Origin of the sequence: Rhizobium ecuadorense (genome assembly GCF_001187535.1) — a bacterium.
Taxonomy (GTDB): domain Bacteria; phylum Pseudomonadota; class Alphaproteobacteria; order Rhizobiales; family Rhizobiaceae; genus Rhizobium; species Rhizobium ecuadorense.
In genome coordinates this window covers 17,640-41,071 of record NZ_LFIO01001531.1, presented here as the reverse complement: position 1 = coordinate 41,071, position 23,432 = coordinate 17,640, and the positions used below count along the sequence as shown (strand labels likewise).

The 23,432-nt window shown below is 58.5% G+C and carries 22 protein-coding genes and 1 pseudogene; 17 read left to right on the top strand and 6 right to left on the bottom strand.

The window, feature by feature from the left end; all coding sequences use genetic code 11:
- The first annotated feature begins 38 nt into the window (after nucleotides 1-38).
- From AF337_RS31840 to AF337_RS31830, 3 genes are all read left to right on the top strand, one after another.
- Nucleotides 39-1,004 (top strand): helix-turn-helix transcriptional regulator, encoded by a 966-nt coding sequence (locus AF337_RS31840; RefSeq protein WP_008534397.1) that lies wholly within the window; start codon nucleotides 39-41, stop codon nucleotides 1,002-1,004.
- Between the two features lie 292 nt (nucleotides 1,005-1,296).
- Nucleotides 1,297-3,558 carry a methyl-accepting chemotaxis protein gene (locus AF337_RS31835; RefSeq protein ID WP_008534399.1) on the top strand — a complete coding sequence of 754 codons (2,262 nt, stop codon included), beginning with the start codon at nucleotides 1,297-1,299 and terminating at the stop codon, nucleotides 3,556-3,558.
- A gap of 175 nt (nucleotides 3,559-3,733) precedes the next feature.
- Nucleotides 3,734-6,532, top strand: a complete 2,799-nt coding sequence (locus AF337_RS31830) for a sensor domain-containing protein (RefSeq protein ID WP_012489479.1) — start codon at nucleotides 3,734-3,736, stop codon at nucleotides 6,530-6,532.
- A gap of 748 nt (nucleotides 6,533-7,280) precedes the next feature.
- Here AF337_RS31830 and groEL read toward each other — a convergent pair.
- Nucleotides 7,281-7,504: pseudogene (groEL, locus tag AF337_RS45825) on the bottom strand (chaperonin GroEL); the annotation flags it as partial.
- Nucleotides 7,505-7,798: 294 nt separating this feature from the next.
- Between groEL and AF337_RS31820 the strand changes: the two are divergent.
- Nucleotides 7,799-8,719: an ArdC family protein gene (locus AF337_RS31820; protein WP_029875459.1), complete on the top strand. Its 921-nt coding sequence runs from the start codon at nucleotides 7,799-7,801 to the stop codon at nucleotides 8,717-8,719.
- A gap of 110 nt (nucleotides 8,720-8,829) precedes the next feature.
- On the opposite strand, the gene AF337_RS31815 is transcribed toward AF337_RS31820, so the two are convergent.
- Both AF337_RS31815 and AF337_RS31810 read right to left on the bottom strand, forming a co-directional pair.
- The gene (locus tag AF337_RS31815; RefSeq protein WP_009993909.1) at nucleotides 8,830-9,012 is read right to left on the bottom strand and encodes a hypothetical protein; all 183 of its coding nucleotides are present in this window, start codon (nucleotides 9,010-9,012) and stop codon (nucleotides 8,830-8,832) included.
- 761 nt (nucleotides 9,013-9,773) lie between these two features.
- Nucleotides 9,774-10,145 (bottom strand): hypothetical protein, encoded by a 372-nt coding sequence (locus AF337_RS31810; RefSeq protein WP_012489483.1) that lies wholly within the window; start codon nucleotides 10,143-10,145, stop codon nucleotides 9,774-9,776.
- Nucleotides 10,146-10,243: 98 nt separating this feature from the next.
- Here AF337_RS31810 and AF337_RS31805 point away from each other — a divergent pair, with 98 nt between their 5' ends.
- From AF337_RS31805 to virB11, 13 genes are read left to right on the top strand one after another with little or no spacing between them, the layout of a single operon-like run.
- The gene (locus AF337_RS31805) at nucleotides 10,244-10,780 is read left to right on the top strand and encodes a hypothetical protein (RefSeq protein WP_012489484.1); all 537 of its coding nucleotides are present in this window, start codon (nucleotides 10,244-10,246) and stop codon (nucleotides 10,778-10,780) included.
- Nucleotides 10,781-10,783: 3 nt separating this feature from the next.
- The gene (locus AF337_RS31800; protein ID WP_012489485.1) at nucleotides 10,784-11,425 is read left to right on the top strand and encodes a lysozyme family protein; all 642 of its coding nucleotides are present in this window, start codon (nucleotides 10,784-10,786) and stop codon (nucleotides 11,423-11,425) included.
- A gap of 14 nt (nucleotides 11,426-11,439) precedes the next feature.
- The gene (locus tag AF337_RS31795) at nucleotides 11,440-11,739 is read left to right on the top strand and encodes a TrbC/VirB2 family protein (RefSeq protein WP_009991942.1); all 300 of its coding nucleotides are present in this window, start codon (nucleotides 11,440-11,442) and stop codon (nucleotides 11,737-11,739) included.
- Between the two features lie 5 nt (nucleotides 11,740-11,744).
- A complete protein-coding gene (locus AF337_RS31790) occupies nucleotides 11,745-12,083 on the top strand; it encodes a VirB3 family type IV secretion system protein (RefSeq protein WP_010068249.1) in 339 nt (112 codons plus the stop codon).
- On the top strand, nucleotides 12,076-14,442 hold the full coding sequence (locus AF337_RS31785) for a VirB4 family type IV secretion/conjugal transfer ATPase (protein WP_029875460.1): 2,367 nt from the start codon (nucleotides 12,076-12,078) through the stop codon (nucleotides 14,440-14,442). Before AF337_RS31790 ends, AF337_RS31785 begins: the two co-directional genes overlap by 8 nt.
- Nucleotides 14,439-15,140, top strand: a complete 702-nt coding sequence (gene virB5 / locus AF337_RS31780) for a P-type DNA transfer protein VirB5 (RefSeq protein WP_012489487.1) — start codon at nucleotides 14,439-14,441, stop codon at nucleotides 15,138-15,140. Before AF337_RS31785 ends, virB5 begins: the two co-directional genes overlap by 4 nt.
- Complete coding sequence (locus tag AF337_RS31775) at nucleotides 15,137-15,370, top strand: EexN family lipoprotein (RefSeq protein ID WP_009996882.1); 234 nt, start codon at nucleotides 15,137-15,139, stop codon at nucleotides 15,368-15,370. Before virB5 ends, AF337_RS31775 begins: the two co-directional genes overlap by 4 nt.
- Before the next feature lie 2 nt (nucleotides 15,371-15,372).
- Nucleotides 15,373-16,305 carry a TrbL/VirB6 family protein gene (locus AF337_RS31770; RefSeq protein ID WP_009996881.1) on the top strand — a complete coding sequence of 311 codons (933 nt, stop codon included), beginning with the start codon at nucleotides 15,373-15,375 and terminating at the stop codon, nucleotides 16,303-16,305.
- A 39-nt stretch (nucleotides 16,306-16,344) separates the two neighbouring features.
- Nucleotides 16,345-16,626, top strand: coding sequence for a hypothetical protein (locus tag AF337_RS45820; protein WP_012489488.1), 282 nt, complete (start codon nucleotides 16,345-16,347; stop codon nucleotides 16,624-16,626).
- A 1-nt stretch (nucleotide 16,627) separates the two neighbouring features.
- Entirely contained in the window at nucleotides 16,628-17,299 is a 672-nt protein-coding gene (locus AF337_RS31760) for a VirB8 family type IV secretion system protein (protein WP_029875461.1), read from the top strand.
- Nucleotides 17,296-18,153, top strand: a complete 858-nt coding sequence (virB9, locus tag AF337_RS31755) for a P-type conjugative transfer protein VirB9 (protein ID WP_009996879.1) — start codon at nucleotides 17,296-17,298, stop codon at nucleotides 18,151-18,153. Before AF337_RS31760 ends, virB9 begins: the two co-directional genes overlap by 4 nt.
- An 8-nt stretch (nucleotides 18,154-18,161) precedes the next feature.
- Nucleotides 18,162-19,334 (top strand): type IV secretion system protein VirB10, encoded by a 1,173-nt coding sequence (virB10, locus tag AF337_RS31750; RefSeq protein WP_049735252.1) that lies wholly within the window; start codon nucleotides 18,162-18,164, stop codon nucleotides 19,332-19,334.
- An 8-nt stretch (nucleotides 19,335-19,342) separates the two neighbouring features.
- Nucleotides 19,343-20,371 carry a P-type DNA transfer ATPase VirB11 gene (virB11, locus tag AF337_RS31745; protein WP_049735251.1) on the top strand — a complete coding sequence of 343 codons (1,029 nt, stop codon included), beginning with the start codon at nucleotides 19,343-19,345 and terminating at the stop codon, nucleotides 20,369-20,371.
- Between the two features lie 43 nt (nucleotides 20,372-20,414).
- On the opposite strand, the gene AF337_RS31740 is transcribed toward virB11, so the two are convergent.
- From AF337_RS31740 to AF337_RS31730, 3 genes are all read right to left on the bottom strand, one after another.
- Nucleotides 20,415-20,987, bottom strand: coding sequence for a PIN domain-containing protein (locus AF337_RS31740; protein ID WP_010067915.1), 573 nt, complete (start codon nucleotides 20,985-20,987; stop codon nucleotides 20,415-20,417).
- Complete coding sequence (locus tag AF337_RS31735) at nucleotides 20,977-21,498, bottom strand: MerR family transcriptional regulator (protein ID WP_032984850.1); 522 nt, start codon at nucleotides 21,496-21,498, stop codon at nucleotides 20,977-20,979. The genes AF337_RS31740 and AF337_RS31735 overlap by 11 nt, the downstream gene beginning before the upstream one ends.
- 437 nt (nucleotides 21,499-21,935) lie before the next feature.
- Nucleotides 21,936-23,126, bottom strand: a complete 1,191-nt coding sequence (locus AF337_RS31730) for a DUF1173 domain-containing protein (protein WP_012489493.1) — start codon at nucleotides 23,124-23,126, stop codon at nucleotides 21,936-21,938.
- Nucleotides 23,127-23,432: the final 306 nt, after the last annotated feature.

Below are 23,432 nucleotides of genomic sequence, written 5' to 3'. Positions count from 1 at the left end.
CCGTTTCGGGAAGGAAGTGATGATGTGGAGAGTTGAGAGTGTCCCCCTCTAAGATTGACCATTTCTCGCTCAAAGGTACCTGCAGCGAGGAACTCGCGGCAGCGCTTTCGAGGCTTTCCCCGCAATCTGAAGCGCATGTACATGGCGATAAGACGATCGCCTACGATGTACATGCGATTACCAATGGTCCGATTGCAGTTATTGCCGCGCACTACGAGGGCGACCTAACCGTCCAGCACCGGGGACCGGCGGAGGCAAACATCATCATGCTTCCACTACATGGGCGATCGGTCGTTACCGTTGACGGCAGACAAATCCCGTCAGAGGGAACGCGGGGCGTTTTCGTGAACAGTATGTCGGCGAGTACGACCCAATTCATTGGGCCCAGGAAACATTTGGGGCTTAGGATCGCCCATGATGAGCTGACGCGCCGTTTGGGATGTCGGCTCAATACGCCAATAAGAGGCAGCCTCGATTTTTCGCCAGAAATCGACCTATCGGTCGGGTTCGGCTCCCTTTTGGTTCAACTGGTACCAGTGCTGTATGCTGGATTACGAGACGGAACCCTCCTTCAATCACCGATAGCACTTCATCACCTCACTGAAACGACGATGGAGCTTTTGATCGAAGCTGCGCAGCATCGCTACTCATCTGAGTTATGCCGCGTTGCTGAATCACCCTTACCCAAGGCCGTTAAGCGGGCGGTCGACTATATGCGTGCCAATATTACTCGGCCGCTATCTCTTGAGGAAATCGCAACGGCTTGTGGCGTAAGCCGACGCACTCTTCAAAGCGGTTTTCGCAACTTTCGGAATACGACCCCTCTGGCATTCCTGCAGCACCTACGGTTGGAATTAGTGCATCAGGAACTGATGACAGGCGAACCTGGCCTCTCGGTCACGCAGGTCGCTCTGAAATGGGGCTTCGTGCATAGAGGCAGATTTTCTGCGGACTATCGCAAGCGCTATGGGGTACTTCCCTCGGAAACATTGCGTATATCATAAGCAGATTGCGCCGACCGAGCTACGATCAGCCGGCACGCTCGACCGTCCTCAAGGCTTGCAGCAACAGCACTCTCCAGAAAAGCCGACTGCCTCGGCCCAAGATCTGTCTTGCAGATGATCCCCTGAACGCGACGATGTTCCGATCTGCGCAACGCAGTTCAAGACCACTACAGGGGTTAATCTTATAGTAATTATGCCGAGGTCATCTCACACATAGCGGTCAATGTCGCAATGTTCTGGACCGCGTCGCTAATGGAAGCCGGTGTAATTTATAGTCGTCTATGAGGAACATATGTCGAGACTGCCGCTATCTCTACTTTTAATGATTTTGGCAATTATCCCGTTGACGGCGTTCGTAATCATCGGAGTATCAACATCACTGGGATATTACCGAGAATACTCTACCTTCCGCAGCGCACAAACAACGCAGCGACTTGGGCGGGAAGGCGGATTCCTCGCCCAAGCTATAGCGGCGGAAGCGTTTGCAGGCGCCGACGTGCGTCGGGCAAAGCAAGCTGCATCGGACAGGGCTTTTACAGCGGTCTTTTCCGCTTACGACTCTTGGAAAAAGGCATTCGACGATCCGGCCATAGAACGGGCGGTACAGATCATTCGTGAAAGGCGGGACAATATCGATAGCTTCCGCCGGCGCGTCGATGACGGAACGGCTAGCGAGGCGGAGGGAGCTGTTGCTTTGCGCCCAGCTGCCCTTGCGGGCTTGGAGCTCGTCCGTCGCACTGGGGCGACTGTCAATGATTTGGATTTAGCACGCCAAATTACCGGTTTTCACGCGCTCATGCAGATCACGGAAGCTAGTTTGCTGGAGATCAGGCCCGGCCGAGCCTACGTCAAAAATTCAGCCATGTCCGTCGATCTATTTTCGTCCCTCTTACAGTCAAAAAATCTAAAGCAGCTTTATGTGCCTGCGATGCAGGAATTTCTCCCCGCCGATCTCGTCAAATCTTATGACGACTTCGAGGCCAGCGCCGCAGGCAAGTTCATCGCGGGCGTTCGCGATCAGATGTATGCAAACCAGCCGGGCGTTTCCTTCCCCCCCGAGACGTTGGATCGATGGAATGAAATCACCCAACAGCGGGCTGCTTTGTTGACCGCACTCATTATGCGCACCGGCGACGAGTTGGACGAGATGGCATTTCAGCGTTACGCCGATCTTCGCAATGCCTTTATCGGCTACTCCGGCGCCACGCTTCTGATCATGTCTACGGTACTCATTTTGTGCATTTCGGTCGTTCGGAGAATTTCAAGCTCCATTCGGACTCTGACAAGCCGAATGAAGGCACTCGCAGAAGGCGATACGTCGGCGCCGGTGCCCTTGACGATCCGACGCGACGAGATCGGGGACATGGCGCGTTGCCTTGAGTTTTTCCGCGGCGCGGCCATACAGAAAAGTAACCTGGAGACATCCGCGGAAGCTGAGCGCATTCGTTCTGACCAAGAGAAGCTGGATATTCAGGTAAGGGCGGAAAAAGAAGCAGAAGAGCGCCTCATCCGAGCGACGACGGCATTGGCAACCGGGTTGAAGCGGATGGCGGATGGAGACTTGATTTATGAAATTGAGGAGCCGTTAGCGCCACAGTTTGAAAGTTTGCGCAGGGATTTCAACGCTTCCATTCGTCAGCTCCGGGACGTGCTTGTTACCGTCGGCCATTCAGTCGAAACGGTCACGAATGGCAGCTCGGGCGTCTCGGCCGCATCTGAAAATCTTTCAAGACGCACGGAGCAGCAGGCGGCTTCGCTCGAGGAAACTGCAGCGGCGTTGGAGGAGATAACCGTCAACGTTGCATCGACCACGAAGAGGACGGCTGAGGCGCGCGGAGCCGTCCAACAGATGCGAGATCATGCGGAAATGTCCGGTCGGGTTGTACGCGATGCTATCGGCGCCATGAATCGCATTGAAAACTCCTCCAAGCAGATTTCCCAGATCATCAGCGTCATCGACGCGATCGCCTTCCAAACGAACCTCCTGGCGCTGAACGCCGGCGTCGAAGCAGCGCGTGCTGGCGACGCGGGAAAAGGCTTTGCGGTTGTTGCCCAGGAGGTCAGGGAGCTTGCACAGCGCTCAGCGACAGCGGCAAAAGAAATCAAGGATCTCATCGGCAATTCAGCTCTTGCCGTCGACGAAGGCGTAAGGCTCGTGAGTGAAACCGGATCGGGCCTGAGAACGATTGAAGAGCTTGTGCAGGATGTAAATCTTCATATGGACGCAATCGCAACGGCCTCCCAGGAACAATCGTCGGGCCTGCGCGAGATCAACGGCGCGGTTAACCATATGGACCATGCCACTCAAGAAAATGCGAGCATGGTCGCGGAGATGAATACTGCAGGATCGCACCTCGCTCAAGAGAGCCAAAGCCTAGCCGCACTGTTGAAACATTTCCACTTCAAAGACGAGAGCGGGAAGCCACAGAAGGTCACGGGCGAACTTGGGAAGAGCTTCCCGCCCGGTCAGACAATGGTTGACCGCGGAGACTATCCGATGCGCCGTGGTAACCTGGTGCTCGCGCCTTCGAATGATGATTGGCAAGCGTTCTAAATGATATGGGCGGCGTCGCCGACCACATGCAAATACACGTCTCTGATGATTCTGAATGAGAGCGATATCCCGGTGGGGTAGCGGCATGGTACTCCGCCAAATGACTTGTGCGGTCCTAACAAAATGCTGGCTTGACGCATGATTGCTCAGCCACGTGACAAAGCAGGACAGGCACATGAAACACGTACGTCAATCGGAACGCACATCCCGCCCCGAACAGCCTGTGGAAGTGCAGATGGCGACTGATGCTCAAATCGACCAGGGGCGTGGAGCCTTCCGCAACGCGGTCAATGCCAGCCCTCCGCTTGCCACGGGCACGGCCCCGCCATTTTCGGAAGCCTCCGTTGTCCGGCCATCGCACGGTCACGACGCAGATGTCGCAAGTCTGAAGCAACCGTTTGAGAAGGCTTTCCGGGCGAATCCCCGGCATCCTGCGACAAACGTCGACTTGCCATTCAACGCCGAAGAGATGTCCAGTGCCGTCGTACTCGACGCGATCCCGTTACCCGTCTTCTTCAAAAACAGAGATGGGATACACCTTGGTTGCAACAGGGCCTTCGAAAGCTTCTCCGGCCGCTCAAAGGGAGATATTATCGGAAAAACCGTTTTCGATTTGGTGCCCGCACCCATAGCCGAGACGTATGCCGCGTTGGACGAGGCGCTTTTTGCAAATGGCGGTGTTCAGCAATATGAAGCAAAGGCCACCACCGAGAATGGTGGTGTCGTTGATCTTTTACTCAGCAAGACCGCAATCACTGATATCGCTGGTAACAGGATCGGCTTGGTTGGCGCGATGTTGGACATCACAGAGCGAAAACGTGCGGAGCATGATCTCAAAGAGGCTCTTGAATTCGCAGAGGGAATTATTGCCGCCATTCCTGACGTTCTGTTCGAGGTAAATGCCGACGGTCGCTACCTGCAGGTCTGGGCAAGGAATCAGGAGATCCTGGCGCAGCGAAAAGAAGTGCTGCTCGGCAAGCTTGTCCGCGATGTGCTCCCTCCAGATCAGGCCGACATCGCTATGCTGGCTCTTGAAGAAGCCGATGAAACCGGCGCCTCCTACGGTCGTTGTGTCCGTATAGCCCTACCAAACGGCGAATCCCGTTGGTTTGAACTGTCGGTCGCAAGGCGACCAAGCAGCAATCACTCAACCGTCACTTTTCTGGTGTTATCTCGCGATATTACCGAACGAAAGCACGCCGAGGGCACGACTATTGAAGCTCGGGCTCGCCTCCTAAGTGTCCTGCAGACCATTCCGGATATGGTATGGCTGAAAGACGTAACAGGCAAATATCTGTTGTGCAATCATGCCTTCGAAGAATTGGTCGGCAAGGCAGAAGCGGAAATCGTCGGGAAAACGGATTATGACCTGTTTACTCCCGAACTCGCCCAGTTTTTTCGTGACAAGGATGAGGAGGCCATGCAAGCCGGCCGTATTCTCATCAATGAGGAACGGTTTACCGCTCACGAGGACGGTCGATCAACGCTTTTGGAGACTCGTAAGGTTCCGGTATTCACGGGGGGAAAGCTGATGGGGATCCTCGGCGTCGCCCGCGATATCACCGAACTGGACACGTCCCGTAAGAAAATCCATCAGATGGCATTCTACGATTCTCTGACCGGCCTGCCTAACCGGACACTTTTCAATGAACGGCTACGCGAGATGATCGGGGACGCGGCTTCGGCGGGCCAGCGAGCCGGGGTGATGCTGATCGACATGGACCATTTCAAAGCGATCAATGACACTATGGGACATCCCGTCGGTGACGAGTTGCTGCGGCAGGTGGCGACACGCATGAAAAAAGGCGTCCGTGCCAGCGACACCGTGGCGAGACTCGGTGGAGATGAATTTGCAGTCTTGCTGCCCAATGTTCAGGACAATGACGATTTGGCTCAAATTGCCAGCAGAATGCTTGCCGCATTCGGCGAACGCTTCATGCTTTCCGACAGGGAGATCTTTGTATCCTGCAGCATCGGGATATCGGTATTTCCAAATGACGGCGACGCTCCCGACGATTTGGTGAAATATGCGGATTCTGCGATGTATTTGGCGAAGCGCTCGGGGCGTAGCAACTTCCGCTTCTACTCAAAGGATCTCACGATTGGGGCTGAAAAGCGCCTAGCGCTAGAATCAGACCTACGCCTAGCTTTGAAACATGAGCAACTTGAACTCCATTATCAGCCAAAGGTCCTATTGGACAACGGAAAGGTGATCGGTTCAGAAGCACTGCTACGATGGCATCATCCGAAGATGGGAATGATCCCTCCGGGAGAATTCATAGGTGTCGCCGAGGAAACGGGATTGATCATCGATCTTGGACGATGGGTGCTGCATGAGGCGTGTTGCACGGCTGCCGTCATGAATGCAGATGGACTGCCCCCGCACAAGATTGCGATAAATTTGTCTCCTAAGCAGTTTCAATGCCCGCGTTTGTCGCAAACGGTGGCGGACGTATTGCAGGAAACCGGTTGTCGTGCGGAGTGGATCGAGGTTGAAATAACTGAGAGTCTCCTGCTCCATAACTGCGAGGGCGTTTCGACGACACTCTCTCAATTGCATGCGAGCGGAATTTCCATAGCGATCGATGATTTCGGCACCGGCTACTCATCTCTGAGCTATTTGGCTAACTTTCCCATTGATACCCTCAAAATTGACCGGTCATTCATCAATCGATCCGACAAGCGAAGTAGAGAACTGGTCAAGGCAATTCTCTCAATTGCGCGCTGCCTAGGGCAAAATGTAGTCGCTGAGGGCGTGGAGACGGTCGATCAAGAAAAATTCTTGGCTGAAAGCGGCTGCGCTGTGGCACAGGGGTTCTACTATAGCAAGCCCATCCCGAAGTCCGAACTTCTCGCTGCAAACGCAGTGCCCGAGTTCTCTCGCGCTGATTCCCATCTTACGCCGATGCCCGCAGAGGAAGGGGTGGCACTCATGCGCTTGCCTCCCGCATCTGTTGGGACCCGAACCGCGTGAAGCCTACGGCTAACAGCGCGCAGGATCCACGCCACCTGCGGCGCTGTTTATACCGCACTCATCCAACGGAAGCCCAAACTACTCTGGGCGATTGGATAAAACGCGGACCAATAGGAATTACTTAAAACTTCAGGTGCTTTGATGTTCCGAAATATGCAGGCCCTGTACCGAATTGCGCGACGAAACATACGTTGACGTGTTTTCGCTTTCGATTGCCATTGCAAAGACTTGCCCAGTACAATCTACTATTCTGAGTCAATATCGTCAAAAGCATAACCGTGCAAAAGCTCATCCCATTTCCCCATCCGAATAGAAATTCTGCGGATTTGAAAAGTTCAACTGCGAATTCGAATGGCTCCGGACATTTCGACATCATCCAATCGCTGAAATCGGAACTTCACGATTTGGCTAGTGCCGTAAATCAGTTGGAGGCGCTATGTGAGTCATACCGATCCCAAGCTGATACGTGCTCGCAACCTGACTGAACGACTGAGCGTCCGCGCTTGTCATCGTATTCCCTATGACCCTCTCTGGGCGTGGCGGCCAGTGGTTCGTTGAATCTTGCCAAACGTTCCCGGATCCCACCACTTCCCGAACACGGGAGCTTCAATTCGATCAACTCGAAACTTTCGGCCATTTGAACGGGTGGCGGAAAAAAAACGCCAGTGATTGCGCCGTGATTTCGTAATGGTTCTGCCTATTTGCTGAAGGCGGTCGGCCGATTGGAATGCTCCATCAGACCTCAACTTACCGGCAGCAAGGACTGCAGGTTCGATAGCTTCTTTTCGTGGATGAGGATATACGGATCCTCGAACTCTACCCGCATCTTGTCCTGGTTGGCGACGAAGTAGGGGCTGAGGTACGGGTCGAATTGCATGCGCGCGAAGACTACGAGTTTGGTCTCGGCGGTCTTGGCTTCCTCGACGAAATGGCACTCTCGTTGCTAACCTTCTCCATTGCGTCGACGAGGAACGGCCGCGCAAGGTCGATGCCACGCTTCGGGTCCATCGATTCATCCCGGACGCTCCCGCCTTGCGTAATAGACTGGATTTTTCATTTCTGCCTGGGTTTCAAACCTGTCTCGCCGTGGTGTTGCTGCATCCCGTCCTGCCCCGGCTTTTGGTCCTGCCAGGCTCGCGCTGCCCGCAACGGCTTTGCCGTCCTTCACTTCGTTGCGGCCCTGCGGGTGCTGGCCGCACTTGCAGCCTGGCTTTTGGACCGCCGTAGCAGGTCGCGATGGCCGCGACCTCGAACGGAGGTTCAGAGATGAACAGGCAGCAATCCAATCAACGATCCGATATCTACCGCCGCATCACCACCAAGATCATCGCCGATCTCAAACAGGGCGTCCGTCCATGGACCAAGCCATGGACGACGGGAGGCTGGACAGCCGAGGTCAGCCGGCCACTGCGCCACAATGGCCAACCCTACACCGGCATCAATGCTCTGCTCCTCTGGTCTGAAGCCATCGCCCGCGGCTTTGCATCACCAAGGTGGATGACGTTTCGCCAGGCAATCGAGCTCGGCGGCGCCGTCCGCAGGGGCGAAACCGGCACGACCGTCGTCTTCGCCAGCTCTTTCATCCGCGCCGAGACGACGGAGACAGGCGCCGAAATCGAACGCGACATCCCCTTCCTCAAAACCTACACCGTGTTCAACACCGACCAGATCACCGGCCTTGATGGCCTTGCCCATTCCATCGCGCCTGACCAGGATTGGATGAGCCGCATCGGTGCTGCCGGCCGCTTCTTTGCCAATACCGGCGCCCTGATCCGCCATGGAGGATCGGCGGCCTATTATGCTGCTGCCCGTGACTACATCCAGATGCCGTGCTTCGACGCTTTCCGGGACGATGCATCCTATGTCGCCGTTCTCAGTCACGAGATGACGCACTGGACCGCTGCACCGCGAAGGCTCGATCGGGATCTCAGCCGCTATGCGAAAGACAGGAGCGAACGCGCCCGCGAAGAGCTCATTGCCGAACTCGGCAGCTGCTTTCTCTGCGCCGATCTTGGTATCGTCCCCGAGCTCGAACCACGCCCCGACCATGCAAGCTATCTCGATGACTGGCTCAAGGTTCTCGGCAGCGACAAGCGTGCCATCTTTTCAGCGGCAGCTCATGCCCAGCGCGCGGTCGACTATCTGCATGACTTGCAGCCGGACCTCAACGAGGAGGAGGCGGCGTGAGCCGTCTCCTTCTTCGCCACCCGGACGCCGCCCACTGCCGCGACCCGACGGCCGGAAGCTCCTATCCCGCGAACCGGCGTCTAAAATCGTCAGGCATTGACCTCGCGCAGCTAGTGGGGCGTGTTCACCGGCATATTGAAGTGACGCGCGAAGTATTCCGACGGCGTCGTCATGCGGCCCGTGGTGAGAACCAGCGCATCCCCTCGACCGTCGATGCTGAAAATCACGCGACTGTGCAGGCTTACAACCTCCTCCGGCAGATCCTCCCTTAGCATCGCGATGGCGGAAGCCATCGTCCGCCGAGGGCGAACGAGAACGATGTCCCGCGCGAACGAGTCGTCGTGCGTAGCATCGAGAGAAGCGTTGATGACAGCGGGTCGTCGGATGATCTATTTGGAACTAGCAAAAAATATTGCTTTGATAAATTTGCGCTGACAGCTTTGGCCGCGGCCTCAACACGAGCGGGTGCCTGCAGCCGCTGGCGCGCATTGGAAAGATGGAGGCGGACGGTTTGAATGGATAAGTTTCAGTCTCCTATGGATAGCACCGTCACTATCGCCGTCGGATAAAAGCTGCAAACAACGTCTTTCCTGTTTCGTCAGATCCTGCCTGGGATTAGCGATCTCTCCGTCCAAACGCGTTGGACCCGTTCATGAAATCTGTTTTCGCTTGGCGCGTAATGCCGGATAGACACTGGAGAGCCAACCATCGGCGCCCTCACCGGTAGGTCATGTTCCAGCCGAGTTCGCCGGTGCGCAACGCGCTCCATATGCTGAGCGGCGACGGAGATAGGGAACGCACGGGCGGGGGCAGTCGGTCCCGCCTCCCTGACGGCCGCTATGCTGAGGCTCCTGCGGCTGCCCTTGTTCCGCCCTTAGCGTGTCGAGAATTCCCGAAATCCGCCTGACGGCGCCGCTATGCTGATTTCTCCGATACTCTTCATTGTTTGAGTGGAACCCGCCTGCGGGCGGGTTGCCCCCGGATCGCTGCCGGCAACCATACGATCGGGACTGCCAGATGATTCGCATCTCACTCCATTAAAGCCGAAAATCAGTCAGTTTAACCCCGCCTCCTGGCTGGTGCGGAAAGAGCTCAGCTTGCTCAGGAGGTCCTCAGAGATCTCGAATTGCCGCGCCGTCCCGCGGCCCATGGAGTTCTTCCCCATCGTCTCCACCAGCATTCCCCGCTTTACCAAAAGGTCGACCGTCTCCTTCACACCGCTGCGTGTTAGCTCGGTAATCTCAATGATATTAGAGAGTGTTAGCTTCTGGTGGGCCTGAGTCATGGTGTAGAGGATCGTCATCATGCCGATCTGCTTCAGCCTCGCCTGCGGGGTCTCGTCCTCCAGCGGATGGTCGAGGATCTCATGGAGAATAAGTCCCGAGAAGGCAAGGTTGTGCCATTGCGTTTTAATCGCGCTTGTCATGTCATTTAACTATGTTATATACGGCAGTATGAATGCGGGCAGGCGGATTGGGTCTCCCGAAACGCGATACGGCGCCATCGTCTCGAAGGATCCTGTTCATGAAAAGCCTTCTCCTGAATTCACTGCTTACGGTCTGCTTCGTTGCGCCACCCTATCTTATTTTCGGCAGTAAAGCGCGGGCCGAGGATTGGGGATGCCAGGTTATCCTATGCCTTTCCAATCCCGGCGGGCCGACGCAATATGCAGAATGCCGGCCGCCGATCCAGAAGCTGTGGCGGGAGCTTGCCGAGGGCCACTCATTCCCGACCTGTAGCGGCGTCGGTTTTCAGAGTTCGCGGCCGGTCTATGAACCCTATTATTGCGATGCGGGGTACAAGCTCACGACTGATAGCGGTCGCGGCGGTCGGCAAGCAAGCTGCGTGTCGACATCGCCGCAGCCGGTCAGCAACAGCCTCTGCTGGGATGGGAACGACTATGCTTCCCGGGACAATTCGGTCCTGTCGCCACATTGGCAGCGCGTGGACGGGCACCGCCAGTGCATGGGCTATCCGATAACGCGCCCGAATGTGCGATCGCAGCCGCACTATGTCGATGTCACCATCGACGGCGCCGGTAAACAGCGCGTTTGGTACTGACCGATGGGTGCTGCATTCGTCGAAATCGCGCAAACCTGTGCGCCGATGGTTCAGGTCGAGACGCTGGCCGGCATTGTCAGCCTTGAGAGCCGGTTTCAGCCCTTCGCCATCCGCATCAACAGCGCCCCGCCACTCGCCGCTCAACCCGCATCGAAGGCCGAAGCGATCGAGGTTGCCACGTCTCTGATTGCCGATCGCCAGGATATTCAGATCGGCCTTGGCGGTATTGGCATCGAGGCGCTCCAAAAACTGAAGCTATCCGTCGTCGACGCCTTCGATCCCTGCATGAACCTCAAGGCCACGGCTACGCTTCTCGACGGATACTACCGCGCCGCATTACGCGCGGGGGATCCGGCTCAGGCCGAAAGGGTGATGCTCCAGTCCTATTATGGCCGCGATGATCGATCCCTCGGCGCCATGGTCAAATATGACGAGCAGGTACGCCAGGAAGCAAAGCAGTTATTGCCGACGCTTGCCTCGCTCACGATTGGCGAACGAGGTGACCAGGCCGGGTCTGGCGTGCCGACGCAAGATGAGGCGCCGCCGGCGCTTGCGAAACAATCCTCCCAAACCGCTGAGGCCGCATCCTGGGATGTTTTCAGCTCAGGGCGGCGATCCACGGTTCTCGTTTTCCAGAATGATTGATCGGAGCAAAGTGAATGATCTCCAAAGCCAGTCTTCGCCCCCTTGCCGCATCCACGCTCATGGCGGCCGCCATTGTCATCTGCTTGGTCGAGCCAGCTTTCGCCCAGGCCGCCGGCATCGAAACCGTGCTGCAGAACATCGTCGACATGCTGACAGGCAATATCGCCCGTCTGCTGGCGGTCATCGCCGTCATCATCATCTGCATCGCCTGGATGTTCGGCTACATGGATTTGAGGCGGGCCGGCTTCTGGATTATCGGGATCGGCGGCATCTTTGGCGCCACCGAACTGGTCAACACCATCGTCGGGAATTGAGCGCCATGGCGAGCATTCCGATCCTCGAAGACGACACGCTGTTTCTCGCCTGCACGCGCCCGGCAATGATCGCCGGCGTGACGATGGAGGCGATGGGCGTCAACATCATGCTGACGACCATCCTTTACATCACCGCGGGATCAATCGCCTACGCGCTGGTCGGGATCGTCTTCCATGTCCTGTTTCGCGCGCTCGTCAAACACGACCACAACATGTTTCGGATCCTGATTGCGTGGATTGAAACCCGCGGCCGCTCCCGCAATGCCGCCTATTGGGGCGGGGCCACGCTCTCGCCCCTGGCGCTCATCCGACGTTATGACGAAAGGGATCTCAGCTTTGTCTAACATTGCAACGCTCCGGTCGCGCGAGCTCGGGCCGGAAACCTTCATCCCCTATGTCAGGCATGTCGACGAGACGACCATTGCGCTCGAATCCCGAGCGTTGATGACGATGATCGCTCTCGACGGCGTTTCCTTCGAGACATCAGACGTCAGGGACCTCAACGGCCTGCACCGCAGCCTGAACACGCTCTATCGCAATATCGCTGACGAGCGGCTGGCGCTCTGGACGCATGTGGTGCGCCGCCGCGACAATGCTTATCCCGAGGGACGCTTCGCCAATCCCTTCTCCGACGGTCTGAACGCGCGATACCGCGAGCGCATGGTGAGGGAAGACCTGTTTCGCAACGATCTTTACCTCACCCTTGTCTGGCATCCCGGCCGGGATCCTGCCGAAAAGGCGGCCAGGCTTCTCTCCCGGCTGCGCAAGGCCCGCCGATCCGATACCGAGCTCGACGGGCAGGCTCTGAAGCATCTGCGTGACCGCGTGGCGGATGTCGTCGCCGGCCTGCAGCGCTTCGAGCCGCGGCTGCTCACCCTCCACGAACAGGACGGGATCCTTTTCTCCGAGCCGAGCGAAGTGCTCCACCAGATCGTCGGCGGCCGGCGGGAGCCGATCCCATTGACGGAGGGACGAATTTCCTCGGCAATCTATTCCGACCGGGTCATTTTCGGGCGTGAGACCGTCGAGATCCGTCACGAGGCCGACAGCCGCTATGCCGGCATGTTCGGCTTCAAGGAATATCCGGCGACGACGCGCAGCGGCATGCTCGACGCTATCCTGACCGCACCTTTCGAGCTCATCCTGACGCAGTCCTTCGCCTTCACCTCAAAGGCAGATGCCCGAACGATCATGGGCCGCAAGCAGAACCAGATGGTCAGCGCCGGCGACAAGGCGGCTTCGCAGATCGAGGAACTCGGCGAGGCGATGGACGATCTCGAATCCAATCGCTTCGTTTTCGGGGAACATCACCTTGCGCTTGCCGTCTTCGCGCCTTCGGTCAAGGAGCTGACCGATCACATGGCGAAGGCGCGCGCCTATCTCACCAGCGGCGGCGCGGTCGTCGCCCGCGAGGATCTCGGGCTCGAGGCCGCCTGGTGGGCGCAATTGCCGGGCAATTTCCGCTATCGCGCGCGCTCGGGAGCGATCACGTCGCGCAACTTCGCAGCCCTGGCGCCCTATCATTCCTATCCGGCGGGCAAGAAGGACGGCAACGAGTGGGGACCGGCCGTCGCCATGCTCAAGACCGCGTCCGGCTCACCCTTCTATTTCAATTTCCACCACGGCGACCTCGGCAACACTTTCGTCTGCGGCCCGTCGGGTGCGGGCAAGACGGTGCTGTCGAACTTCATGCTGTCGCAGCTCGAAAAGCACGATCCTCATATGGTCTTCTTCGACAAGGACCGCGGCGCCGATCTCTTCGTACGCGCAGCCGGCGGTACTTATCTGCCGCTGAGGAATGGTGTCGCCACCGGCTGCGCGCCGTTGAAAGCACTGGAATTCACTGCGGAAAACAAAGTATTCCTAACCGGTTGGATCACCAAGCTGGTCCGATCCGGATCTGGCGAATTGTCGATCACCGAGTTGCGCGACATCACCTCGGCGATCGACGGGGTGGCGGACCTGCCGGTGGAGCGTCGCTCCATCGGCGCCCTGCGCACCTTCCTCAACAATACCGATCCCGAGGGCATTGCCGCACGTCTGCGACGGTGGGAGAGGGGCGGGCCGCTTGGTTGGGTCTTCGACAACGAGGCTGACGATATCGGTATCGGCGCCAGGTTCATCGGCTACGACATGACCGATTTCCTCGACAATGAGGAGATCCGCACCCCGTTGATGGCCTACCTGTTCTATCGCATCGAGCAGCTGATCGACGGGCGTCGCATCATCATTGTCATCGACGAGTTCTGGAAGGCGCTGCAGGATGAAGGCTTTCGTGATCTCGCCCAGAACAAGCTCAAGACGATCCGCAAGCAGAACGGTCTCATGTTGTTTGCGACCCAGAGCCCGCGCGATGCCATCGTCTCGCCGATCGCCCACACGATCATCGAGCAGTGCCCGACCCAGATCTTTCTTCCGAACCCGCGCGGCGACCGCGCCGACTATGTCGACGGCTTCAAGCTGACCGAGCGCGAATTCGAGCTCGTCTCGCGCGAGCTCTCCGTCGAGAGCCGCCGCTTCATCGTCAAGCAGGGGCACAACAGCGTCGTCGCCGAGCTGAACCTCAACGGCTTCGACGACGAACTCGCCATCCTCTCCGGCCGGACGGCCAATGTCGAGCTTGCCGATGCCATCCGATTGGAGATCGGCGAGGGACGGGAGGACTGGCTTGCCGTGTTTCACCAGAGGAGGAAGACAGCATGATCCGAACAGGAACGATGCGGCCGTTGTTTGTATCGGCCGCTCTTTTGGCGTCGGCGATGCTGGCATCGGCCCAAGGCATCCCCGTCATCGATCAGACATCGATCGCTAAGCAGATCGAGAGCATCACGCAGCTGAAGTCCCAGCTCGACACCTTGAACCAGCAGCTCCAGCAGGCCCAGCAGCTCTACGGCTCGCTGAACAAGATCACCAACATGGCCGACGTCGCCAATCTGCTGAACGATCCGTCGATCCGCAAGGCGCTTCCACAGGAGTTTAACGCGATCGAGGGGCTGCTCAAAGGTTCCGGCAGCGGCGTCTTCGGCAGTTCCGCTTCGAAATTCCGCCAGGACAACTCCAGCTATCGCACCGATGCCGACGATTTCTATGCGCAGGAGTTGTCGCGCATCCAGAACCAGAACGCCGGGCAGATGAGCCTCGGCCAGCAGATCTACGATGCAGCGACCAAGCGCATCGACGGCATCGATGAGCTTCGCCAGAAAATCTCCAGTGCTGCCGACGCCAAGGACATCGCCGATCTGCAGGCCCGCCTCCAGGCCGAGACCGCCTTCCTGCAAACCGACGTCCTGCGCATGCAGGGCCTGCAGATGGTCCAGCAGGCCCAGGTGCAGGTCGACGACCAACGCAAGGCCGAGGACTGGCGCAAGCGCATGGACACGATGGGAGCGGCGCTCAAATGAGGTGGTTTCTTTCCGGCACGGCCATGCTTTTACTGGCGGCCTGCTCCCCACAGGCGGATAAGATTTACACCGTCGATGAGCTCATGGCGGACGATGCTCTGCTCGCTAGGATTATCGGCGAATGCCGTAACAATCCCGGAGAACTCCGCGATACGCCCAATTGCCGCAACGCCGAGGCAGCCGACGGCAAGCTGCGGCTGGAGCGGATGGGCAAATCGTTGGGAGGCTGACGATGTATCAGGTCTTCAGCTTCGTCGACGGACAGTTCAAGACACCGCTCGAAAATTTCATTTCCTCCGGCACCTCAAATATCGCCAGCTGGGTCAGCGGCCCGCTGACGGCGGCACTCACCCTCTATGTCGTGCTCTACGGTTATCTCGTTCTGCGCGGCTCCGTGCAGGAACCGATCCTCGAATTCGCCTTCCGGGCGATGAAGCTCGCCATCATCGTCATGCTGGTGAGGAACGCCGGCGACTATCAGACCTACGTCACCAATATCTTTTTCGATGCGCTGCCGCGCGAAATCTCGCAGGCGCTGAATTCGGGCACGGCGCCGAGCGCGTCGACCTTCGACAGCCTGCTCGATAAGGGCCAGAAATGCGCCAAAGAGATATGGTCGCGGGGCTCCTGGCCTATCGATATCGTCACCGGCGTGGGCGGCCTACTGGTTATCGGCGCAAGCTTTCTTGTCGCGGCGATCGGTTATATAGTTTCGCTCTATGCCCGGCTGGCGCTTGCCATCGTGCTGGCAATAGGTCCGATCTTCATCGCGCTCGCCATGTTCCAGTCGACCCGCCGATTCACGGAATCCTGGATCGGCCAGCTCGTCAATTTCGTCATCCTTCAGGTCTTGGTCGTTGCCATCGGCTCGCTGCTGATCACCTGCATCGATACGACGTTTACGGCGATCGAAAGCTATAGCGACGTGCTGATGCGGCCGATCGCGCTCTGCGCCATTTGCGTTGCCGCCCTCTACGTCTTCTACCAACTGCCCGGCATTGCTTCGGCTCTTGCGGCGGGCGGGGCGTCGCTCACCTACGGCTACGGCGCCGCCCGCGATGCGCATGAAAGCACGCTCGCCTGGGCGACATCCCGCACAGTGAGAGCGGCCGGCCGCGGCGCGCGTTCCGTCGGCCGCCGCCTGACTCCAGGCCGGACCGAATGACGGTCACCAACGCTTCAGACAATTGAACAGGTTTTTTGGATGCTCCGAATCGTTTTGTCGTTTTTGCTGACCGCCGGTCTCGTAGGCTGCGGTTCGATGTCCCACCCGCTACCCAAATGTGATGGTTATTCCCGCCGGCCGTTGAACCGCGCCATGTGGCAATGGCAGGACAGTGGAGGCGAGCAGCCGGCGACCCGGGCCGTTCCCGCTGAGCCGACCAGTCACGCCGCTGCCTATGTGCAGGAGCCGTCCTCAGTTACGCCGGCCGCTTTCGCGCATTTCGATGTCGCGGGCTCCTACCGTCCATGCGAGGGCGAGTGACATGGTGACCACGGATAACCTCAAAAGTTACTTCGACAAGGCCCGCCGGTTCGATCAGGACCGGATGATCCAGGTCGAGCGTTCCGCCCGCATTGCCTGGTTCGTCGCTGTTTGCGCGAGCATCCTTGCTGCCGTTTCAGTCTTTGCTGTTGCCGGCCTCACGCCTTTGAAAACCGTCGAGCCCTTCGTCGTGCGGGTCGACAATTCCACCGGCATCGTCGATGTGGTCTCGGCGCTGACATCCACCGCCGGCACCTACGACGAGGCCGTCACCAAATATTTCGCGGCCAAATATGTCCGCGCCCGCGAAGGCTATGTCTGGAGTGAAGGCGAGGAGAACTTTCGCACTGTCGCGTTGCTATCGACGCAGCCGGAGCAGACTCGATTTGCCACAGTCTACCGCGGCAGCAATCCCGATTCCCCGCAGAACATTTATGGCCGCAGCGCCACGTCGCGGATCAACATTGTTTCCATCTCGCTGATCAACGCCAATGTGGCATCCGTCCGCTATATGAGGACCGTGACCCGCGGTGACGAGGTGCGCACCACGCACTGGGTTGCGACCCTGACCTTCTCCTATGCCAACGCTCCGATGTCCTCGACCGACCGGCTGACCAATCCGCTCGGCTTCGTCGTCAGCGAATATCGCGCCGATCCGGAGGCCATCAATTGAGACCGCACTTTCTCCTTCCGCTCATCCTGGCCACCGGGTTTTCGTCTGCAGCGCTCGCCCTCGAGACGCCGCGCGGCGCCGCGCAGGACAGCCGCATCCGTTTCGTCGACTACCAGCCCTATAACATCACCAAAGTCGTCGGCACGCTGCGGTCTTCGGTGCAAATCGAATTCGCCGCCGACGAGGAAATCGCTCATGTGGCGCTTGGCAACAGCGTTGCTTGGGAAGTGGCGCCGGCCGGCAACATCCTGTTCCTGAAGCCCAGGGAAAATCAGCCGGTGACGAATATCTCGGTCGTGACGACACGACGGGACGGCTCGACCCGCAGCTATCAGATGGAACTCACCGTCCGCGACGGCAGCGTCGAAGCCGGTCAGAACACCTATTTCTATGTAAAATACCGCTATCCCGCTGATGAGGCGGAGCGGCGCCGGCAGGAAGCAGCTGCGCGCGCGCAGGCGGCACAGGCCGGCGAGGCAGATCGCGTGCTTGCCCTTCACGAAGCTTATGGACCGCGCAACTGGCGTTATTCGGCGCAAGGGTCCCAGGCGCTCGAACCGCAAGCGGTCTATGACAACGGCAAGGTCACCACCTTCGCCTTTGCCGGCAACCAGGAAATGCCGGCGATCTATATGGAAAACTCCGACGGCAGCGAAAGCCTGGTTCCGAAGTCAGTCGACGGCAATCTCGTCCTCGTTCACGCGATCAGCCGCAAGTTCATACTGCGCCGTGGCGGCGACGTGCTTTGCGTCTTCAACGAAGCCTACGATCGCGTCGGCACCAATCCCGAGACCAACACGACGTCACCATCGGTCGAGCGCGTCGTCAAAGTGCCGCCCGGCGCGGCGCAATAGGAGGTAACATGGCCGAGGAAGAGATGACCCAGATTCCGGGCGAGCGCGCCGAGACGTCGGCCGGCGGCCGGCTCGACAATAACCCGATCCTCAAACGCGGCGCTGTCGCCTTGGCGATCGTCGTCTTTGTCGCGTTCGCTCTCTGGTCGATGCGAGGGCAGGACAAGCCGTCAGACGGTGCCGAGCAGCAGCGCGTTGTCATCCGGCAGACATCGGATTTCGAACCGGCGAAGGAGCCACAGCCGGTGGCGACACCGCCGCAGGTCCAGCTCCCGACGCCTGTCGCCGCCGAGCAGGCGCCGACCGACGGCGACAAGCTGCTCGATGCGGCCCGCCGTGCGCCGGTCATCGCCTATGGCGGCGAGAAATCGCCGGCAACGCGGCGGCAGGATCAGGGCGAGGCGTCGGATCAGGCCTCGAATTATGTGCCGCTCGGCAACAATCAAGCAGACCTCGGCTCGCAGGGCGAAAACGAGGACCAGCACTTCAACCGCTTGCTGACGCCGACGCAACTGCAGGGATCGCGTGCCGGCACGTTGGGCAATCGTGATTTCATCGTCGCCATGGGGACATCCATTCCCTGCGTTCTCGAGACCGCGCTCTCCTCCGATCAGCCGGGGTTCACGAGCTGCGTCATCAACCGGGACGTTCTTTCAGATAACGGCCGCGTTGTGCTGATGGAAAAAGGCACGCAGATTGTCGGTGAATATCGCGGCGGAATTCGGCGTGGACAAAAGCGTCTGTTCGTCCTCTGGAGCCGGGCGAAGACACCGAAAGGCGTGATCATCACTTTGGCGTCGCCTGCAACCGATGCGCTCGGCCGCGCCGGCATCGACGGCTATGTCGACACCCATTGGTGGGAGCGGTTTGGCAGCGCAATGCTCCTGTCGATTGTCGGCGATGCCAGCTCCTACGCAAGCAGCCGGCTGCAGGACGGTGATGTCAACGCGCAAAACACCGCCAGCGCCGGTCAGCAGGCAGCGGCGATCGCCGTCGAGCAGTCGATCAACATTCCGCCGACGCTCATGAAACATCAGGGCGAGCTCGTTTCGATCTTCGTGGCGCGCGATCTCGATTTCTCCAGCGTCTATCGGCTTCGCGTGACGGAGCCCCGCAATCGCGTCTATGACCGCGCCGTGCTTGGGGATTTCGGCCCCTCCTCGAAGCTCGTGACAAAATAGGTTCGGCAATGACTGAAGCTGCCGACTCCGGCGTCGTGCGAGAACTGCTTTCGCCGCTATCACGCTTCCTGCGCGACAAGACGCTCTATGAGGTCATCGTCAACCGGCCGGGGCAGGTCGTCACGGAGGGTAGGGACGGATGGCAGACTTATGAGATGCCCGAACTCTCTTTCGACAGGTTGATGCGTCTCGCCCGCTCGGTCGCGAGCTTCTCCAATCAGTCGATCGACGAGACGCGACCGATCCTGTCGGCGACCTTGCCGGATGATGAGCGAATTCAGATCGTCATCCCGCCGGCAACGACGAAGGGAACCGTCAGCATCACCATCCGTAAGCCATCCTCCGTGTCGTTGACCCTGGAGGATCTCGATCATGGGGGATTGTTCGCCGATGTTGTGCCGGCCCAAGACGACGGGCGACGATCAGACCATAGGCTGTTGGAATACTATCGCATCGGTGCCTACAAGGCGTTTCTCCGGGAGGCGGTGTTTGCAAGAAAGAACATCATCATCTCCGGCGCCACCGGGTCGGGAAAAACAACTCTATCGAAAGCGCTGATCCGCCACATTCCGCAAAGCGAGCGGATTATTTCGATCGAAGACACTCCCGAGCTGGTGGTCCCGCAGCCCAACCATGTTCGGCTCCTTTACTCCAAAGGCGGGCAGGGGCTCGCCAAGGTCGGCGCGAAGGACCTGCTCGAATCCTGCCTGCGCATGCGGCCCGACCGCATTTTGCTGCAGGAGCTGCGGGACGGGACGGCATTCTACTACATCCGCAATGTCAACTCCGGCCATCCTGGCTCCATCACCACGGTCCATGCCGACTCGGCCCGCCTCGCTTTTGAGCAGCTGACTTTGCTGGTCAAGGAGTCGGAGGGTGGTGGGGACCTCGAACGGCACGACATCCGCGAGATGCTGACGATCGCGGTCGACATCATCATCCAATGCAAGCGGATCGACGGCCGGTTTCGGGTGAGCGAGATCTACTATCGAGACGTCGCGACTGACCTCGGCCGCTCTTCGTCGGATCGAGCTTAACGGGTTGCGTCCGGGCCTCTAACAATTCTGTCGGTCTCGACCGTCAGTCCAATTGTGCGGCCTTGTCATGCAGGACCACTGAAAACGCGCGGAGCCCCTGATGGTCCAGTGCATCAATGAATTCGTGAACCGCCGGCACCGTCTTGCGTAAATTCAAACGGGCGCGCCTGATGCTGTCGATCAATGCGCTCGAAAAGGTGGAATGGAGGCCCACGAGGAAATTGTCTGGCGATACGCAGGTCACCCCATGAGGCCGAAGGTCCGCGGCTGGGAAATCCTTGAGATTCCCCGTGACAATCACAGAAGCCTTTCCGGCGATGGCTACAGCCAAACCATGACGATCATCCGGACCCGGTAGCGAGAGGTCGGGGATGAGAATTCGATGGTTGCCGACATCGGCATCGGGCAAAACGTCCTTGATCCGATCACGGGTCGCTTCCAGAAGGGTATCTCGGGTGAGCCGAATGGCCAGATTGCGAATCCACTCGGCGTGGATGTCGTCGGTCCGGCGTGCGTCGACGAGACCGTCGAAAGCACACTGGACCAAGACATTACGCAAATGGAAAGGGTAGAGGACGCAGGCATCATAGACCGCAACAGGCGGCTTAGAGGCCATGATTGACGATCAGATCCTCTGTGTCCTCGGCCAGCGCGTCGAGGCTTTCCTGGCGAGCATCGAGCTTGGCCTTGAGCGCGAGAACATCCTTCAACTTGGCTCGGCGGTGCTTGCCGACATAGCGGAAGGGCAGATCGCCGCGATCCATGCGCAGCACCACGAGAGGACGTGAGATGCCGAGGATGGTGGAGGCGTCGGTCGGACTCAATTCCTGATCTTCCGTGAGCACGGCAACGCGCTTACCGCGCAACAGATGATCGAGGAGTGCCTCGACAGGCGCGAGAGCCGAGGCAGGGAGAAAAAGGGTTTGAAGTTGTCCACCTTCACGGCGAATCCGTAGTTCCAGTTGGTCGCCCTCCGCCAGATTTGGCATAGGCGCGACGGCCTTGCGGTCGCGATCAGACAACTTGGTAAATTGAAGAACATGGCTGGTCATGGCGAACACCTCTGACCATGAATATAGGGCAAGTCGCTCATAACTGCAATAACTGAAATGTCTTCCCCTTTCCATCTCCGATTTCCGGGTGCCATAGGAGCGCGCGGCGAACGAGCTCGACCCGCCAACTTGAAGCGTGGGTTACCGCCAACGGCAAGCGCTCCGCTTCCGATGTGATCGTGCAATGCAAAGGGGCCGCCTCACCAACTATGCAGAAAAATAGGGCCGCTGGAAAACCAGGGCCCTTTAAGGTGTGAAGGTCAATAACCTCCAGAGGGGAACAGCTGATACGATGGCACTGGGAGGAAAACCATCGACTGCATCAACTGGAGACAATATGCTCATATTTTGACCGCTTGGTAAAACATTTTTTGTGCAGTGCAGCTATGCAGAAATGGCAGAGAGTTCTCTGGGCCGATTTGACCGGGATATAGCTTCACGCATTCGAAATCGCCCGGGCGATGGCTTCCTTTTAGGGCGCCTACGTCGCTGACCAAGGAGGCTGGTGTGGATCATGGCAGCCGCGGCATTTCGCCGTCGGCCACACGCCAGATCCACGGCGTCATCTCGGCTCTCGCGGCGATCATCTCATTCAGTGCAACGTCATAGTCTTCGTCGGCCTTCGTCGGAACGATGAACATGGCGATCGGCGCTGGCTTTGCCTCCGGTAAGGTCACGGAGGCAATCGGCTGGTCGCGCGAAAGATCGAACCGGAGTCCTTTCACGCTTCTTCGCTTCAGGCTTGAGAGCCGCTCCAGGAGACGCTGTTCATGGATGGTTTCGAACGGGATCCAGTTCTCGTTGACCACCATCAGCGCCACTTCCTCGACCGAAGCTATCCCCGCTCCCGAAATGCCGAACGTGGCGATGACGATGAGATGAAACCCCTCGTTGGATCGCCACAGTTCCAGTTCGGTTTCATATCGGGCATTCAACCGTTTCCACGCACCCTCATCGAGCATGAAGGGGAAAGGCAGGTGGCGCACCAGCATCTTCTGGCCATCGCGCGCTGAGGAAAATTCCTTTACCTCTCCGACGGTCATCATCAGTTTCCGCGGACCGGGACCGGTTAACTGGGCACCGGCCAACATAGCCGCACGCCGCGCTGAAATCCCCTCTTTGTCGTCCTGATGAAACACTTCCGGGACAAACAAGATATCGCTGAGAGGGCCGCCGCGGACGATCATCTGCTTTGCCGCGTTCACCAGACTGCTGCGCACGCGCCCCCAGCCGCGTTTCCCGGCCCATAGCGAGGTCCATTCCGTCAGCTCCCCCATGTCCCAGAGATAATGGAGCATCGCCCTGAGCGAGAGCTTCTTGGGCTCGCTTCGCACAGTCTCCGACGGCTCCGAAGGCGATGTCGACGTCGATCGGCCCCCTCGTTTCGACAGCGAAAAATCGAGTTTCAGCGTTGCCGCACCGGTCGCCGCGTCGATTTGGATGGCGTTGCCGATCAACGGCCCGAGGCCGGATAGCTCATACGGCGGGTCGTAAGACGAGCAGCCGGGATCATGCTGCCGGCCTGAGAGCGGCATGCGTTTGATCAGGAATTGGCCATCCATCCGGGCAATGTACATCGGCACCGGCGGTTGCCGACACGGGCAAAATGGCCTGAGCTTCTGTTCGTAAGCGCGTTCGAGCTGCGGCAGAAACTCTGGAGAACTGTCGTCGAACGCCTGGTTGCCGATCAAAAACTGTCGCACGTCGTTCCTCCCTTGCCTGACCAAAGGCTGATCGAGCCGTAAAAGGAAGGCGTAGCATGAGCTTCGCGGACTTTACTAGCGCAAATTAGTTAGTATGTAAATGTTACGGCCGCTGGGGCCGATTTCAACGCCATAGGCAGGAAAGAAGATACGTGCATTCCAGCCTCCAAAAATTAAAATTAACGATCATGATAATTAGAAGTCAACGGTGCGTTGATTAGACGTCAGCCCGTCAAAATGTAGAGGCTGCGCCAGCATAAAGTGAGTTCTAATCGCGGGCTACCCAGCCCTTCGAGCCGGCCGGCG